This is a genomic window from Vulcanococcus sp. (genome assembly GCF_044369115.1).
Lineage (GTDB): Bacteria > Cyanobacteriota > Cyanobacteriia > PCC-6307 > Cyanobiaceae > Vulcanococcus.
Window position 1 is genome coordinate 1 of record NZ_JBIPMN010000049.1, and the last position, 14,962, is coordinate 14,962.

Here is a 14,962-nt window from a genome sequence, read left to right on the forward strand (position 1 = left end):
GTTCAAGGGCGGCAATGCCGTGTTCACCTGCGCGCCGATGCCGATCAAGTGTCCCGGCGCTCCCCAGAAAATTGCCTACATGGCCGATGACGCGATCAAGCGCGATCCAGCCGTGGCCGCCAAGAGCAATGTGATCTATGCCACGGCGACCCCCGGCATCTTTGGTATACCCGCCTATGCCGCACCACTGCGTGAGGTGGTTGCCCGCAAGGGCATTGATGCCCGCTACAACCACACCCTGATCGAGGTGCGGCCTGGCACGAAAGAGGCCGTGTTCAAGGTGAGCAAGGAGGGCGATGAACCTCGCGAGGAGGTGATCAGCTATGAGCTCTTGCATGTGACTCCGCCCATGGCGGCGCCGGATGTGGTGGCCCAGAGCCCCCTGGCGGCTGCCAGCGGCTTTGTGGAGGTTGATAAGCACTCCACTCAGCATTTGCGCTACCCGAACGTGTTCGCGATCGGTGATGTGAGCGGCATGCCCAACTCCAAAACAGCTGCCGCTGTGCGCGGTCAGGCGCCGGCACTGGTTACCAACCTGCTAGCCCAGCTCGATGGTGGCAAGGGCAACGGCTCCTACAACGGCTACAGCTGCTGCCCGTTAATCACCGGCTACGGCAAAACGATCATGGCTGAGTTCAATTATGACGCCCAACCCGAGCCTTCCTTTCCGCTCGATCCGACCAAGGAGCGCTGGAGCATGTGGGTGATGAAGACCACGATCCTGCCCTGGGTGTATTGGAACCGCATGCTCAAAGGTGCCGACCACGAGAAGCGCTTCATCCCTGGTGTGAAGCACTGATCTTGAGCTTCAGAAGGCTTTTCTGCCGATTTGGAGAAGGCCGGAGTGCGCCCTCTTCTTTGAGGGCGTTGCATTGGATCAGTGCACTGTCCAAGGCCGGATATCCATGGATATCCGCCTTTGGACACCACACCAAGACACCACACCAAGACAGTGCACCAAAAGAGTGCACCAGGACACCGCACGAACCTTTACCCAACGATCAGGGGGCTTGGCCCAGTTCGGCTCGTTCGCCCCAGGCGTGAAGTCCATCCAGGACCGGCACGAGCTCATAGCCCAAGTCTGTGAGGGCGTACTCCACCCGGGGCGGCACCTCGGGATACACCGTGCGGGTGATTACGCCATCGGCTTCGAGTTCGCGCAGTTGGGAGGTGAGCACCTTCTGGCTCACCCCTTGCTGAACATCGGCCAGGGCGCGCTGCAGATCGGAGAAGCGGCGGATCCCCTCCAGCAATTCCCGCAAGATCAGCAGCTTCCAGCGCCCCTGGATCACCTTGAGCGCCAGCTCCGCCTTGCAATGACTGTGCTGATGGCTGCTCTGAAAACCCTTGTCCCCACCCATCGCTCACGTTTGGGTAACCACCCCACTTTGCGGTGCGCTCTTGTGTTCCTGCCGCTGCCCAGCGCACGATCACAGGGAGCAGCGGCTTTCGGCGGTGGCAACCGCAACAAGCTGGAAAGATCGCCGTGCCGTTGTTGAACAACCTGGAGCTGAGCACAGCCATGACCACGCCCTTGCCCACGAGTCTGTTGGTGATTGCTGCCAGCAACGGTGAAAACCTCAAGCTGGCCGAGCGTTTCGCTGCCCAGGCGCGTATTCAAGGCCTCAGTGCTGAGGTGCTGGATCTCACCGCTGTAGACCTTCCCCTGTTCAATGCGCGGACCTGGTCCGGCGGGACACCGCCGGCCGTCGCGTCCTTGCACCAGACGCTGGTGGGTGCAACGCACTGGGTGATCTGCGTACCCGAATACAACGGTTCCATCCCTCCGGTGCTCACCAGCGCCATCGCCTGGCTGTCGGTGCAGGGTGACGACTTCCGCGTTCTGTTTAACGGCCGCCCAGTGGCGATCGCCACCCACTCCGGTGGCGGTGGCTACGCGGTTCTTGCGGCGCTGCGCCTACAACTCGCCCATCTCGGAGCCCATGTGGTGGGCCGGCAGGTGGTGAGTAACCGCACCAGCAGCGCCAAGGATGAGTCCATCGCCGATGTGATTCACCGCCTCAAGCAACTGCAACCGCTCCAGCCCTGAGACGATTCACTGGCCATGACAACCACTCGAACCGCCATTCCCGCTAGCCATCTCTTGCTGGCTGATGCCCTGGGCGCCCATGCGCTGGTGCTGCGCCCAGCCGCTGAGCGCTTTCACAGTCAGCTCGATTGGCTGGATAGCTGGCACAGCTTTTCCTTCTCCAGCCATGTCGACCCGGCCTGGATGGGCTTCGGGCCGCTGCGGGTGATCAACGACGACACGATTGCCGCGGGCCGGGGCTTCGGCATGCATCCCCACCGCGATATGGAGATCATCACGGTGATGGTGCAGGGGGAATTGCACCACCGCGATTCGATGGGGCACGCCGAGGTGCTGCGCGCCGGGGAGGTGCAGCGGATGAGCGCTGGCACGGGTGTGGTTCACAGCGAGATCAATGGATCGGATCAGGCCTGCCGCCTGCTGCAGATCTGGGTAGAGCCAAGCTCCACCGGAATCGCTCCGGCCTACGAGCAGAAACCTTTTCCTCTCCAACGCGGCTGGACCGCGTTGCTTGATCCTCAGCGCCAGGAGGGCGCCATGGCGATTCACCGGCCGGTGCGCCTCTGGCGGGGGCAACTCCAGGCCGCAGAGGTGGTGGAACTGCCGGAGCTCTCGGGGGCGGCCTGGATCCAGATGATCGATGGACAGCTGGAGCAGCCTTGGCTGTTGCAGCGCGGTGACGGGCTCGGCTGGACGCCTCGGCCTGCCGGAGCTGCCGTGCCGCCGACCCTGACGGCTGGCTCATCCGGCGCCGACGTGCTGCTGTTTGAGTTGCACTGAAGCCCGTTCTGAGCGGGCACAGCCGCCTGTGATCCAGGGCACCCGCCTGCTCGGTTGATCCGATCAGGCTTGAGCAATGGCTTATGCGTCCCGTCAGGCGATCTCCACGCGGCTCTACCGCCTCACCGACCGGCAGGGGCAACCCCATCCGGTGCTGGACGAGACCTTCGAGAGCCTCGAGTTAGCGCTCGAGGCAGCGTTGGAGTGGCTGGAGCTTCAGGGTTTGGTGGATGAGCGTGCTGATCAGCGCGAACGGGAGCGTCAGCTGGCCCTGCAGGTGGGTGTGGAGATGAGCACCCCCAGCGGCTGCTGGCGCACCTTGCGCCATGCCGGTTTCATGGCGTGGCGTTCTCCTGGCTGCTGATGCAAGCGAACCAGAGCCTCGATCGGTCCTTGGCCTGGGCCGGTTTGCTCCTCAACGCTGCCGGCTTGCCCTGGTTGGTGCAGCTGCTCACCAGTGGCGGCTCCATGGGGGCCGCCAACTGGGCCGTTGGGCTCAGTGCGATTCTGCCGGCCCTGGTGCTCGGGGTGGTGGCTTCGGCAGCTTTGGTGAAAGGCCGCCGCTGGGGCCGTGTGGTGGCGATCGTGGCCCTCAGCCTTTCCCTGGCCGTGACCCTCAGCTACGGCGTGGTGTGGCTGGTGCTGGTTTCCCTGGCCAGGTCTTTGATGGCAACCGGGCTGGGTGTGTTGGTGGTGGTTGAGCTGCTGCTGCTGATCTACTGGTGCCTGCCGAGGCCCTGGTGGCGCAGCGGCGCGCGCTGAGGCGGCGCCGATCAGATCGCAAATTGGTATCGCCTGATACCAATGAACCTGCCGTGCGCGCCTTGCATGGTTTGAATTGATACATATCGGCCATGCCCAGTGCTGAGCGTTTTGCCGCCCTGCAAACCATCCAGCGGCGTAAGCCTGCGGCGGTGCAGGCCCCATCCGCTCTCCAGGACATCTGGGCCAGCGATGTGTTCACCCTGGATCGGATGAAAGAGGCGCTGCCCCGCAGCGTGTTCAAGTCGATCCAGGCCACGATCCGCGAAGGCGGCCGCCTCGATGCTTCCGTGGCCGATGCCGTGGCCGGTGCCATGAAGGACTGGGCCACCAGCCGCGGTGCTCTCTACTACGCCCACGTGTTCTATCCGCTCACCAACCTCACGGCGGAGAAGCACGACGGATTCATCGTGCCCAAGGGTGATGGCCGCGCAATCACCGAGTTCACCGGCAAGCTGCTGGTGCAGGGTGAGCCTGACGGTTCCTCGTTCCCCAACGGCGGCCTGCGTTCCACCTTTGAGGCCCGCGGCTACACGGCCTGGGATGTGACCAGCCCCGCCTGGTTGATGCGTACGCCCAACGGCGTCACCCTCTGCATCCCCACGGTGTTTGTGTCGTGGACCGGTGAGGCCCTCGATAAGAAAACCCCGCTGCTGCGCTCCAACGCCGCGGTGAACGCGCAGGCGCGTCGCGTGCTCAAGCTGCTGGGTGAAAAGGAGATCGCTCCGATCAACTCCAGCTGCGGCGCTGAGCAGGAGTATTTCCTGGTGGACAACGCCTTCATGGCCCTCCGCCCCGACCTGCAGCTCTCCGGTCGCAGCCTGTTCGGTGCGCCGCCGGCCAAGGGGCAGCAGTTCGACGACCACTACTTCGGTGCGATCCCCGAGCGGGTGCAGGTGTTCATGCAGGACGTGGAGGATCAGCTCTACCGCCTCGGAGTGCCCGCCAAGACCCGCCATAACGAGGTGGCCCCCGGTCAGTTCGAGATTGCCCCAGTGCATGAGGCCGCCAACGTGGCCACCGACCACCAGCAGCTGATCATGACGGTGCTCAAGAGCACTGCCAAGCGCCACGGCTTCACCTGCCTGCTGCATGAAAAGCCCTTTGCCGGCGTGAACGGCAGCGGCAAACATGTGAACTGGTCGATCGGCAACAGCACCCAGGGCAACCTGCTCGATCCCGGCAAGACCCCCCACAAGAACATGCAGTTTCTGCTGTTCTGCGGGGCTGTGATCCGCGGTGTGCACCAGTACGGCCCGCTGATGCGCGCTGCTATTGCCACCGCCAGCAACGATCATCGCCTCGGCGCCAACGAAGCGCCCCCGGCGATCATCTCGGTGTACCTCGGCAGCCAGCTCGAGGACGTGTTCAACCAGATCAAGGCCGGCCAGCTGCAGAGCTCCACCAGCGGTGGCGTGATGCAGCTCGGCGTCGACAGCCTGCCCGAGTTCCCCAAGGACGCAGGTGATCGCAACCGCACCTCGCCGTTTGCCTTCACCGGCAACCGCTTCGAGTTCCGTGCGGTGGGTTCAGGCCAGTCGGTGGCTGGTCCGCTGGTGGTGCTCAACACCGTGCTGGCTGATGCCCTCAGCTGGGTGGCTGATCAGCTTGAAGCGCGCTTAGCCAAAGGTGAGAGCATCGAGAAGGCCAGTTTCGGGGTGCTGCAACAGATCACCCAGGAGAACGGCGCCGTCATCTTCGGCGGCGACGGCTACTCGAGCGCTTGGCACGAGATGGCCGTGAAGGAGCGGGGTCTGGAGAATCTGCGCACCAGCGCCGATGCGCTGCCGGTGCTCAAGCGCGATGCCATCCGCGATCTGTTCACCCGCCAGAACGTGCTCAGCCCCGTGGAGCTGGAGAGCCGCTTCGAGGTGTATGCCGAGCAGTACATCCTGGCAATCGAGGTGGAAGTGCGCCTGGCGCTGCGTCTCGCCCGCACCGTGATCTACCCGGCGGTGAGCGCTTACCTCGGTGAGCTGGCGGGCTCCCTGCAAGAGCAGGAAGCGATTGGATTGCAGCCCTCGAAGGCCATCGCCCTGCAGATCGCTGGCTTCAACCAGCAGCTGGTGGAGCGGGCCAATGTTCTGGAAGCAGCGCTGGGGTCGGCTCCCCACGGCGCCGAGGCGCACATGCGCCACTGCGCTGATCAGCTGATGCCGCTGATGGGTGAGCTGCGGGCCGCCGCCGATGCCCTTGAGGCTCTGGTAGACGACGCTGCCTGGCCGCTTCCCACCTACCAGGAAATGCTGTTTGTGCGCTGAGGCGCCAACTCGGCGGCGGGTAAGGCACCCGCCAGCCCTTCGCGCAGTGGGGTCTGGCGGGCTTGCCAGACCCGTTGCGCCCAAGGGCCAAGCAAGACCCTGCCCTGAGCGAGCAGGGCTCGCAGCAGTGGTGTATGGCCCACCAGCTGCCCCTGGAGAGCTTCAGCGCTTTGAAGCGATTGCATGCGTTGAATTTCCGGCAGGCGCTGCTGTTCCACCGCGGCCGCCGCCCGATCGAGCTCCTCAGGCTCGGCTTGGCTGAGGAGACTTGCAGCCACCAGGCTGTCGCGCAACGCCATGTTGATGCCCTGCGCCCGCACCGGACTCATCGGGTGGGCTGCATCGCCAAGCAACAGCAGCCCCGGCTGATGCCAGCGCTCCGCCAGTCCCACCGGCACCGACACCCGTAGCGGGCCCTGCAGCTCTCCGGCTCGCTCCCTCACCAAGTTCGCCACTGGAGAGGGGAGCAGCTGTGCCCAGGCATCGCCCCAGGCCTGCGGGGTGCGCCGGGGCGTGGGCCCACCGTTCTTCAGCAGCCAGGCCAGCTGCAGCTCCCCACGGGCTCCGATGCAGGAGCTGCCCACGGCACCAGCGGAGAGGTGGGTGCTGAAGCCGCCATCCAGATTGCCCGGCAGAGGTCCTGGCAGTTCAAACCAGAGCACTTCCAGTCCACGGCCTCGTTGTTGCAATTGGACGCCCGCCTCGCGGCGCACCAGGGACTGGCGACCATCGCAGCCCACCACCAGATCCGCCTCCAGCCGGCCAGCATTCGCCAGCTCCACGCCGCAGATGCGCGCGCCGTTGCGTTGGAGCCGCTTCACGGCCTGCCCCGGATGCCATTGCAAGAGGGGCTCCTGCAGGGCCTTGGCCAAGAGGGCCTCCAGCAGCAGCTGCTGTGGCACCAGTCGGCAGGGCTGCAGCGAGCCCATCGGCTCGGGCACTGCAAACAACTTGTGTCTGTTCACCCACACGCTCCAGCCCGCCAGCGGTCTCTGGGGCAAGCCCTCCACCAGATCGCTTAGCCCCATCCGGGCCAGTGCCTCCTGGCCGCAGGGCATCAGGGCATCGCCGCGAAACTGGCGGCTGAACTGCCGGCTGGCTTCCACCAGCGCCACGGGATGGCCAGCGCGCGCGAGCTGAAGAGCAAGGCTCAACCCGGCCGGTCCCGCTCCCACCACCACGAACCGGTTCATCAAGCGGTCTGCAGCGGGGGCTCAATCTGTTGGTTCATGACGAGCCGCGTGGCTAGAGCGGGGGTGCAACTGAGTCTCACCACGCGATGTCGCTCAAATTTTGGAGGCCCTGGATCGATCCCCATGGCTGCGGCGAAGGCTCACAGCCGGAGCGCTATGTGCTGCGCGGGGGCGGGGATGCGCAGTTTTTGGGGATCGCCGCCCGTAACGAACTGATCGAAACAGTGACGGATCCCCATCGGGCCTGGGTGTTTCACACCCACGAGCGTGCGGTTGCGGTCGCTCGCGATCTGGCGAACGTGTTCGGCGAACCCGTGGATGTGGTGAAGCTTCAGTGAACTGCGTGCTCAGGCCTCGGTGGGGGAGGTGAGCAGCCGGAAGCCACTGAAGAAGAGGGAGATCCCGAAGAGCGTGCCCACCGCCCAGAGGCTGTCGCTCGGCCACTCCGCTACCAGCAGGCCACCAAGGATTGCTGTGACCACACCATCCATCAGCACCAGGCCGCGGGCTTCGCCCTGGCTGGCAGCTGCTGCGGCGAGTTCCATGACGCCTTCGAATATCAACAGCAGACCCACAAACAAGGTGAGGCTGATCTCGCTTTCGATCGGGTAGGCCACCACCCAGATGCCAGCCACGAGATAGAAGATGGCAGATAAGGCACGGAAGATCTTGCCTTTGGTGCCTTCGGCCTGCCCCAGACGTAGCAGTTGGGTCACACCCGCCACGGCCGCGATCACGCCGATGCTCAAGGTGAGCGCTGTGGCGGAGAGGAAGGGCAGTGCAATCGAAGCAGCGGCCGCTACGAACAGCAGAACGGCCGTGATGCGCCGAAGGGTTGTGGGATTCACCGGGGAGAAGGCTGGAACGCAACAGGTTAGGTGTGTTTTGCCCGCTCGCCTGAGCCCTCATTAGGGTGCGAGCACTGTCTGTGTTCACCCGCCGACCGATGGCCGCGATCTTCAGCGACAACAGCCTCACGATCGGCCGGACACCTCTGGTGCAGCTCAACCGCCTGAGCGAGGGCTGCGGGGCGCGGGTTTTGGCCAAGATCGAGGGACGCAACCCTGCCTATTCGGTGAAATGCCGCATCGGCGCTGCGATGGTGGCTGCCGCTGAGCGCGAGGGGCTTCTGGGCCCTGGCAAGGCACTGATCGAACCCACCAGCGGGAACACCGGCATCGCCCTCGCCTTTGTGGCGGCGAGTAAGGGCATCCCGCTCACACTCACCATGCCGGAAACGATGAGCCTGGAGCGGCGCAAGCTGCTTACGGCTTTCGGCGCCCATCTGGAGCTCACCGAAGGGCGCATGGGGATGACCGGCGCTGTGAACCGCGCCAAGGAGATCGCTGCGAGCGATCCCGATCGCTGGGTGCTGTTGCAGCAGTTCGTGAATCCCGCCAACCCACAGATCCATCACGACACCACCGGCCCTGAAATCTGGGACGACACCGATGGCCAGGTGGATGTGCTGGTGGCGGGCGTGGGCACCGGTGGCACGATCACCGGTGTCAGCCGCTACATCAAATCCACCCTCGGCAAGCCCCTGGTGAGCGTGGCGGTGGAGCCGAGCAACAGCCCGGTGATCAGCCAGACCAAAGCGGGTGACCCCCTGCAGCCCGGCCCCCACAAGATTCAGGGCATCGGTGCTGGCTTTGTGCCCGGCAACCTGGATCTGGCCCTGGTGGATCGCGTTGAGCAGGTGAGCGACGAGGAAGCTGTGGCGATGGCGCGTCGCCTGGCCCGCGAAGAAGGCATCCTGGCGGGCATCAGCTGCGGGGCCGCCACCGTGGCGGCGTTGCGGCTTGCCCGGGAACCGGAGATGGCGGGCAAAACCGTTGTGGTTGTGTTGCCAGATTCCGGCGAGCGCTATCTCAGCTCCGTGTTGTTTGAAGGGATCTTCAACGAGCGAGGCCTGCCTGTCTGAGGCGGGCCTCACCTGTGGTTGCCTGGCTCAGTCCGCCAGGGGGGTGATGGTCTTGAGGCGCTCGTTCAGCTGCATCGCCATCGACTGACGACCCACGGCCAGCACCTTCAGTGTGTCTTCGTGCATGCGCAGCTGGGCATCGGCCACCTGCATGCCGCGCACCAGCTCTTTCAGATCGTCCGGCAGCGTGTTGAGGTCGTAGCGCTTGCCCTCGAAGGTGAGCACGGGGGGCTGCTGGGCGGCGGAGTCGGTCACTTGTGTGGTAGTCCGGTTGGTTTTATGCCAATCCATTCTCGCCTGAGGCGGCTTCCTCTGCAGTGGTTTTCGAGAGTGCTTGGGGAAGAGGTCTCTTAAAGAAGAACATCAGCAGTTGCCCCACCTGGGCCGTGGTGGTCATTTCCCATCCCTCCTGACCCAGAAGGTTGAGGAAGTGCTGGAGCTGCTCTGCTGGATGCTTGGGGGGTGCTTGGGCTTGCTGATTCGGCCCGTACACCTGAGGGAATTCGCGGGTGATGAATTCCGGGCTGAGAGCCCCCCCCATCTTCTGACTGGCCACCTGCGGGTCGGGTGGCTGTGGTGGGGTTTGGTTATCCACGTTGATGTGGATAACCCGGTATTCCCACTTGGGAGCTTTCGGCGATGCGCTCATTGCCCTTGGATCATCGGCCCAGGTTATGGGCGCTTCAGGCCCCGCGAATCAGCTGGCGCTCGCACAGGTCGCGGTAGCGGCCGGGGCGGCTGATCAAGAGGTCGTGGTTGCCCTGATCCACGATCTGTCCGTGCTCGAGCACCACGATTGAATCGGCCTCCTGCACGGTGGAGAGGCGGTGGGCGATCACCAGCACCGTGCGCCCGGCCATGGCCTGATCCAAGCCCCGCTGCACGGCTTCCTCCGATTCGGCATCGAGAGCGCTGGTGGCTTCATCCAGCAGCAACACCGCCGGATCCCCCAACACCGCCCGGGCGATGGCCAGTCGCTGCAGCTGGCCGCCTGAGAAGTTGCTGCCTCGCTCTTCCACTCGGGCCTCGTAGCCGCCTGGCATCGCTTCGATGAAGCCATCCGCATTGGCCAGCCGTGCAGCCGCCCGGATCTGATCGGGGGTTGCTGGCCGGCCGAAGGCGATCGCCTCAGCCACCGTTCCTGAGAACACCGCGCTCTGCTGGGGAACCAGTGCCACGGCCTTGCGCAGCTCGCTTGCCTTGAGGTCGGCTAGATCGCAGCCATCCAGCAGCACCCGCCCGCTCTGGGCGGTGTTGAAGCGCAGCAGCAGCGAAAACAGCGTGCTTTTGCCGGCGCCAGAGGGGCCGACCAGGGCCACCACCTGCCCTGGCTTCACCCGCAGACTGAGGTTCCGCAGCACGGGTTGCTCCGCCTCATAGCTGAAGCTCACCTGCTCGAGGGTGAGTTCTCCCGCCACCTGGCCCAGAGGCAGTGCCTGGGGCCGATCGGGGGGTTCGATGGCCTGCTGCTCGATCTCGCGCAGACGCCGCAGCGAGGCCTGCCCTTGCTGGAACTCGTTGAAGTTGGTGGTGAGGTGGCTGATCGGATCGATCAGCATCAGCAGCGCCGCTACATAACTACTGAAGCCCTGGCCATTGAGGTCGCCGCTTTGAATCCGCGCGGCGCCCATCAGCAGCACTGCCAGGATGCCGGCCGCCTCGAGGAAGCCCACCACGGGGTATTGGAGTGCGAGCAGCCGCTGGGTGCGGTAGCGGGCGCGGCGGTGCAGATCGATCTCCGTTTCGAAGCGCTGCTGGAGCCAGGGTTCAGCGGCAAAGGCGCGCACCAGCGGCAGCCCGCCGATCGCCTCCCCGAGCAGGGCCGCCAGCTCGCTCACCTGCTTCTGGCTCTTCTCGGCTGCGCCCATCACCTTGGCGCCGAACACGCTCACCAGCACCGCCACCAGCGGAGCCAGCAGCAGGGTGCCCAGCGACAGCTTCCAGTCGAGCCAAACCATGTAGCCGAACACCACCACCAGCTGCAGCGCAGAAGGGGTGGTGTCTTGGATTGTTTTGTAGATCACCTCTCCGACGCGGTCGGCGTCTTCGGTGAGGCGGTAGGTGAGGTCGCCGGCGGAGAGTTTTTCGAGCACCCCAAAATCCAGGCGTTGCAGCCGCGCGAACAGGCGGCGGCGCAGTTCTTGGCTCACCTGCAGGGCAGGGCCTGCCAGGAGGGTGTCTTGGCCGAATTGGGCCAGCTTCTGCAGCATGAACACGCTGAGAGCCAGGCCGATCACCTGCAGCACCCGGCCGAAATCACCGGCACCGATCGCGGGGATCAGTTGGCCGGCCAGCCAGGCGAGCAGCGGCCAGCAGGCCACAAACACGAGCATGCAAGCCCCACCGGCCAGGAGTGCGGAGCGGTAGGGCATCAGCAGCGGCAGGAGCCGCCGGAAACCGGCCGAGGGGGGTGCGAGCATCAAGGCAAGCTATCAGCGCTTTTTTTGGCCACCTCCCCCGCGGCTGAATCGATCCGGCTTGATCAGTTCCTCAAATGGCAGGGCCTGGCGTTCACTGGTGGTGAGGCCAAGCAGCGCATCCAGGGCGGTGAGGTGCGGGTGAATGGCTTTCAGGAAACCCAGCGGGGCCGCAAGCTCAAGCCTGGCGATCGCGTTGAGCTGGATGGCCAGACCCATGTGGTGCCGCAGAACACGGCCGATCAGGGCTGAACCGGGCAGCCTTTAGGTTGGTGGGTCGATTCGTTCAGGACGCTGTGGGTAAGGCCGTCATCGCAGGCAACTGGAAGATGCACATGACCTGCGCCGAAGCGCAGGCCTTCGCTGACGCCTTCAAGCCCCTGGTGGCCAGCCTCCCTGCCGACCGCGAGGTGGTGCTGGCACCTCCCTTCACGGCGATCCCCACCTTGAGTGCGGCCCTGGCTGGCAGCCGCATCCACATCTCCGCTCAGAACATCCACTGGCAGGAGAAAGGAGCCTTCACAGGCATGATCTCGGCGCCGATGCTGATGGAGCACGGCGTGACTCACGCGATCGTGGGCCACAGCGAGCCGCGCAAGTACTACAGCGAGACCGACGAGCAAATCAACCTGCGCGCCCGCAGCGCCCAGAAGCACGGCATCATCCCGATCCTCTGCGTGGGTGAGAGCGATTCCCAGCGGGAAGCCGGTGAAGCTGAACGCGTGATTCGCCGCCAGGTGGAGCAGGGCGTGGATGGTCTGGATCCAGCCCGCCTGATCGTGGCCTATGAGCCGATCTGGGCCATCGGCACCGGCAAAACCTGCGAAGCCGCCGAGGCCAACCGCATCTGCGGCCTGATCCGCCTGTGGGTGGGCTATCCCGAGGTGGTGATTCAGTACGGCGGTTCGGTGAACCCCGCCACCATCGATCAACTGATGGCTCAGAGCGATATCGATGGCGTGCTGGTGGGCGGCGCCTCCCTGGATCCAGAAGGTTTTGCTCGCATCGCCAACTACCAGGTGCCTGTAGCCGCCTGATGGCACTGCGCTGGGGGCAGCGCACCCATGTGATGGGGGTGATCAACCTCACCCCCGATTCCTTCAGTGATGGCGGCCGCTTTGATCGCCCAGCGCGCGCCCTGGCTCAGGCGCAGCGTTTGGTAGCCCAGGGGGTGGAAATCCTCGATCTCGGTGCCCAGAGCACACGGCCGGGTGCAGAGGATGTTGGAGCGGCTGAAGAGCAGGCTCGGTTGCTGCCGGCCTTGCAGTTGATTCGCCAGGCGATCGACAGCGGCCAGATGCGCTGCCCGCCGCGCGGTGACGCTCCTCAGGCCAGCGGCCGTCCACTGATTTCGGTTGATACTTTTCGAGCGCCGGTGGCCGAAGCCGCCCTGGCGGCCGGTGCTGATTGGATCAACGATGTGAGCGGTGGCCGTCAGGATCCTGCGATGCTGTCGCTGGTTGCCCAGGTGGGGTGCCCCTACGTGTTGATGCACTCCCGGGGCGACAGCCACTCCATGGACGGGCTCACTGACTATGGCGCTGCTGGAGTGGTCCCATCGGTGCTGAGAGAGTTGCAGCGAGCCAGCCAGCTGGCCCTTGCTGCTGGAGTTCGCCAGGAGCAACTGATCTGGGATCCGGGCCTCGGCTTTGCGAAAACAACAGAACAAAACCTGGCACTCTTGAGGGGCCTTGCCCAGTTGCGCAGTGAAGGCGTCCCGCTCTTAGTTGGTCCCTCTCGTAAACGCTTTATCGGAGCGGTGCTTGAGGAGCCACGGGCGAAAGCCCGGCTCTGGGGAACGGCAGCCGTTGTGGCTCAGTGCGTGTCAGCCGGGGTGGACGTCGTGAGAGTGCACGACGGTGGCCCGATCGTGCAGGTAGCCAAGATGGCCGATGCGCTCTGGCGCTGAGGGCGTCAGTTGCTGACGCCCTCGATGCGGTCTTCGATCTCCTGGTAGATCTCCTGCAGTTGCTGGATGTTCTCGTCGGAGGTTTCCCAGTAACCGCGGCCGTTCACTTCGAGCAAGGTGCCCACGATACGGCGGAAGCTGTGGGGGTTGAGCTCCATCAGCCGCTTGCGCATCTCTGGGTCATTGATGAAGGTTTCGTTGGCTTCTTCGTAGACGAAGTTGTCAACGGCGCCGCTGGTGGCGCTCCAGCCCAGGGTGAAGTTGAGGCGCTTGGCCACTTCACGCACGCCCTCGTAGCCGGAGTTGAGCATGCCCTCATACCACTTGGGGTTGAGCAGCTTGGTGCGGGAATCGAGGCGGATCGTTTCGCTTAGGGAGCGCACCTGGGCGTTGGCGGTGGTGGTATCGGCGATGTAGCTCGCCGGTGCTTTGCCGTCGTCGCGCAGGCCCTGGATCAGCTTGGTGGGATCACTGTCGAAGTAGTGGCTCACATCGGTGAGCGAGATCTCCGCGGAATCCAGGTTCTGGAAGGTCACATCGGCGGTCTTCATCACCGACTCGAACACCTCGCGCTTCTGGTTCATCTCGCCGGGGTTGTCGGCATTGAAGGCGAAGGTTTTGCGGGACAGATACATCTCCTGCAATTCGTTCTCTTCTTCCCAAGTGCTGTTCTCCACTGCCAGGTTCACATTCGATGAATAGCTGCCGCTGGCGTTGGAGAACACGCGGGTGGCGGCATCACGCAGGGAGATGCCCTCCTTCTCGGCCTGCTCCTGGGAGTGCTTGCGCACGAAGTTCATCTCTAGGGGCTCATCAGCCTCGGCGGCCATCTTCACGCCCTGATCGATCAGGGCCATCTGGTTGATGAACAGGTCGCGGAACACACCGCTGCAGTTCACCACCACATCGATCCGGGGGCGACCCAGCTCCTCGAGGGAGATCAGCTCGAGTTTGTTCACCCGGCCCAGGGAATCGGGCACCGGCTTCACGCCGATGAACCAGAGGATCTGTGCCAGCGATTCGCCGTAGGTCTTGATGTTGTCGGTGCCCCAGAGCACGCAGGCGATGGTTTCCGGCCAGGTGCCCTGCTCCTGCTTCTGGCGCTCGATCAGCTTGTCCACCACACCTTTGGCGGCGGCGATGGCGGCTTTGGTGGGGATGGCCTGTGGATCGAGGGCATGCAGGTTTTTGCCGCTGGGCAGCACACCAGGGTTGCGGATCGGGTCGCCGCCGGGGCCCGGCAGCACGTATTCGCCATCGAGGGCTCGCAGCAGGCTCTGCATCTCCAGATCGGCGCACACCTGCTCGAGGCAGAACTGCAGGTAGCCGAACAGCTTGTCGAGCTCGGCCTGATCCACATCCGGGAAGCCGGCGTTGCGGCAGGCGCTCAGCCAGGGGCTGGGCAGTTTGAAGCCGAACTGCTCGAGCAGGTTGAAGAACCAGGCGAAGTTGCGGCGCAGCGTCACGCGACCGTCGGTGCCGGTCACGGCCTGCACCATGGCGCCTACGGCGGCGCGCGATGTCTCGGTGATGACGCGGTTGAGCTCGACATCGGCGAGCACCCCGTTGTCGTTGCCGGCATACACGTCGGCGATGGTGCGGCCTTTGCTCTCGGCCAGCAGGGCCGGCAGGGAGCGAATGCCGTCTTCATCGCGCTCAAGGGCGG

The 14,962-nt window shown here is 64.5% G+C and carries 18 protein-coding genes; 11 read left to right on the plus strand and 7 right to left on the minus strand.

Annotation, left to right across the window (positions count from 1 at the left end):
* On the plus strand, positions 1 to 799 hold a 799-nt coding region (locus ACIQ2E_RS05320; protein ID WP_398327231.1), incomplete at its 5' end, for an FAD/NAD(P)-binding oxidoreductase.
* 202 nt (positions 800 to 1,001) lie between these two features.
* Here the strand turns inward: ACIQ2E_RS05320 and ACIQ2E_RS05325 are convergent.
* A complete protein-coding gene (locus ACIQ2E_RS05325; RefSeq protein WP_398327234.1) occupies positions 1,002 to 1,361 on the minus strand; it encodes a winged helix-turn-helix transcriptional regulator in 360 nt (119 codons plus the stop codon).
* A 161-nt stretch (positions 1,362 to 1,522) separates the two neighbouring features.
* Between ACIQ2E_RS05325 and ACIQ2E_RS05330 the strand changes: the two genes are divergently transcribed.
* The 5 genes from ACIQ2E_RS05330 (at position 1,523) to ACIQ2E_RS05350 (ending at position 5,853) form a co-directional block, all read left to right on the plus strand.
* Entirely contained in the window at positions 1,523 to 2,050 is a 528-nt protein-coding gene (locus tag ACIQ2E_RS05330) for an NADPH-dependent FMN reductase (protein ID WP_398327237.1), read from the plus strand.
* Between the two features lie 15 nt (positions 2,051 to 2,065).
* Complete coding sequence (locus ACIQ2E_RS05335; protein WP_398327240.1) at positions 2,066 to 2,830, plus strand: pirin family protein; 765 nt, start codon at positions 2,066 to 2,068, stop codon at positions 2,828 to 2,830.
* Positions 2,831 to 2,906: 76 nt separating this feature from the next.
* The gene (locus tag ACIQ2E_RS05340; RefSeq protein ID WP_398327243.1) at positions 2,907 to 3,194 is read left to right on the plus strand and encodes a hypothetical protein; all 288 of its coding nucleotides are present in this window, start codon (positions 2,907 to 2,909) and stop codon (positions 3,192 to 3,194) included.
* Complete coding sequence (locus ACIQ2E_RS05345) at positions 3,173 to 3,592, plus strand: hypothetical protein (RefSeq protein WP_398327246.1); 420 nt, start codon at positions 3,173 to 3,175, stop codon at positions 3,590 to 3,592. Before ACIQ2E_RS05340 ends, ACIQ2E_RS05345 begins: the two co-directional genes overlap by 22 nt.
* Before the next feature lie 92 nt (positions 3,593 to 3,684).
* Positions 3,685 to 5,853, plus strand: coding sequence for a glutamine synthetase III (locus ACIQ2E_RS05350; RefSeq protein WP_398327249.1), 2,169 nt, complete (start codon positions 3,685 to 3,687; stop codon positions 5,851 to 5,853).
* On the opposite strand, the gene ACIQ2E_RS05355 is transcribed toward ACIQ2E_RS05350, so the two are convergent.
* On the minus strand, positions 5,826 to 7,046 hold the full coding sequence (locus ACIQ2E_RS05355; protein ID WP_398327252.1) for an FAD-dependent oxidoreductase: 1,221 nt from the start codon (positions 7,044 to 7,046) through the stop codon (positions 5,826 to 5,828). The two genes, ACIQ2E_RS05350 and ACIQ2E_RS05355, sit on opposite strands and share 28 nt — an antisense overlap.
* 86 nt (positions 7,047 to 7,132) lie before the next feature.
* Here ACIQ2E_RS05355 and ACIQ2E_RS05360 point away from each other — a divergent pair, with 86 nt between their 5' ends.
* Positions 7,133 to 7,384 carry a hypothetical protein gene (locus ACIQ2E_RS05360; protein ID WP_398327255.1) on the plus strand — a complete coding sequence of 84 codons (252 nt, stop codon included), beginning with the start codon at positions 7,133 to 7,135 and terminating at the stop codon, positions 7,382 to 7,384.
* Positions 7,385 to 7,393: 9 nt separating this feature from the next.
* On the opposite strand, the gene ACIQ2E_RS05365 is transcribed toward ACIQ2E_RS05360, so the two are convergent.
* Positions 7,394 to 7,894: an HdeD family acid-resistance protein gene (locus ACIQ2E_RS05365; protein ID WP_398327257.1), complete on the minus strand. Its 501-nt coding sequence runs from the start codon at positions 7,892 to 7,894 to the stop codon at positions 7,394 to 7,396.
* 98 nt (positions 7,895 to 7,992) lie between these two features.
* Between ACIQ2E_RS05365 and cysK the strand changes: the two genes are divergently transcribed.
* Positions 7,993 to 8,970: a cysteine synthase A gene (cysK, locus tag ACIQ2E_RS05370; protein WP_398327278.1), complete on the plus strand. Its 978-nt coding sequence runs from the start codon at positions 7,993 to 7,995 to the stop codon at positions 8,968 to 8,970.
* 27 nt (positions 8,971 to 8,997) lie between these two features.
* Here the strand turns inward: cysK and ACIQ2E_RS05375 are convergent, their stop codons facing one another.
* The 3 genes from ACIQ2E_RS05375 to ACIQ2E_RS05385 are packed head-to-tail and all read right to left on the minus strand — an operon-like array spanning position 8,998 to position 11,390.
* The gene (locus ACIQ2E_RS05375) at positions 8,998 to 9,225 is read right to left on the minus strand and encodes a DUF6447 family protein (protein WP_398327260.1); all 228 of its coding nucleotides are present in this window, start codon (positions 9,223 to 9,225) and stop codon (positions 8,998 to 9,000) included.
* Positions 9,226 to 9,247: 22 nt separating this feature from the next.
* Complete coding sequence (locus ACIQ2E_RS05380; protein ID WP_398327263.1) at positions 9,248 to 9,619, minus strand: hypothetical protein; 372 nt, start codon at positions 9,617 to 9,619, stop codon at positions 9,248 to 9,250.
* Positions 9,620 to 9,653: 34 nt separating this feature from the next.
* Positions 9,654 to 11,390 carry an ABC transporter ATP-binding protein gene (locus ACIQ2E_RS05385; protein ID WP_398327266.1) on the minus strand — a complete coding sequence of 579 codons (1,737 nt, stop codon included), beginning with the start codon at positions 11,388 to 11,390 and terminating at the stop codon, positions 9,654 to 9,656.
* A gap of 24 nt (positions 11,391 to 11,414) precedes the next feature.
* Here ACIQ2E_RS05385 and ACIQ2E_RS05390 point away from each other — a divergent pair, with 24 nt between their 5' ends.
* The 3 genes from ACIQ2E_RS05390 to folP are packed head-to-tail and all read left to right on the plus strand — an operon-like array spanning position 11,415 to position 13,296.
* Complete coding sequence (locus tag ACIQ2E_RS05390; protein WP_398327269.1) at positions 11,415 to 11,639, plus strand: RNA-binding S4 domain-containing protein; 225 nt, start codon at positions 11,415 to 11,417, stop codon at positions 11,637 to 11,639.
* Positions 11,640 to 11,683: 44 nt separating this feature from the next.
* On the plus strand, positions 11,684 to 12,424 hold the full coding sequence (tpiA, locus tag ACIQ2E_RS05395; protein WP_398327281.1) for a triose-phosphate isomerase: 741 nt from the start codon (positions 11,684 to 11,686) through the stop codon (positions 12,422 to 12,424).
* Positions 12,424 to 13,296 carry a dihydropteroate synthase gene (gene folP, locus ACIQ2E_RS05400; protein ID WP_398327272.1) on the plus strand — a complete coding sequence of 291 codons (873 nt, stop codon included), beginning with the start codon at positions 12,424 to 12,426 and terminating at the stop codon, positions 13,294 to 13,296. Before tpiA ends, folP begins: the two co-directional genes overlap by 1 nt.
* A gap of 5 nt (positions 13,297 to 13,301) precedes the next feature.
* Here folP and ACIQ2E_RS05405 read toward each other — a convergent pair.
* Positions 13,302 to 14,962 (minus strand): cobaltochelatase subunit CobN (locus tag ACIQ2E_RS05405; protein WP_398327275.1); only part of this gene is annotated, 1,661 nt, incomplete at its 5' end.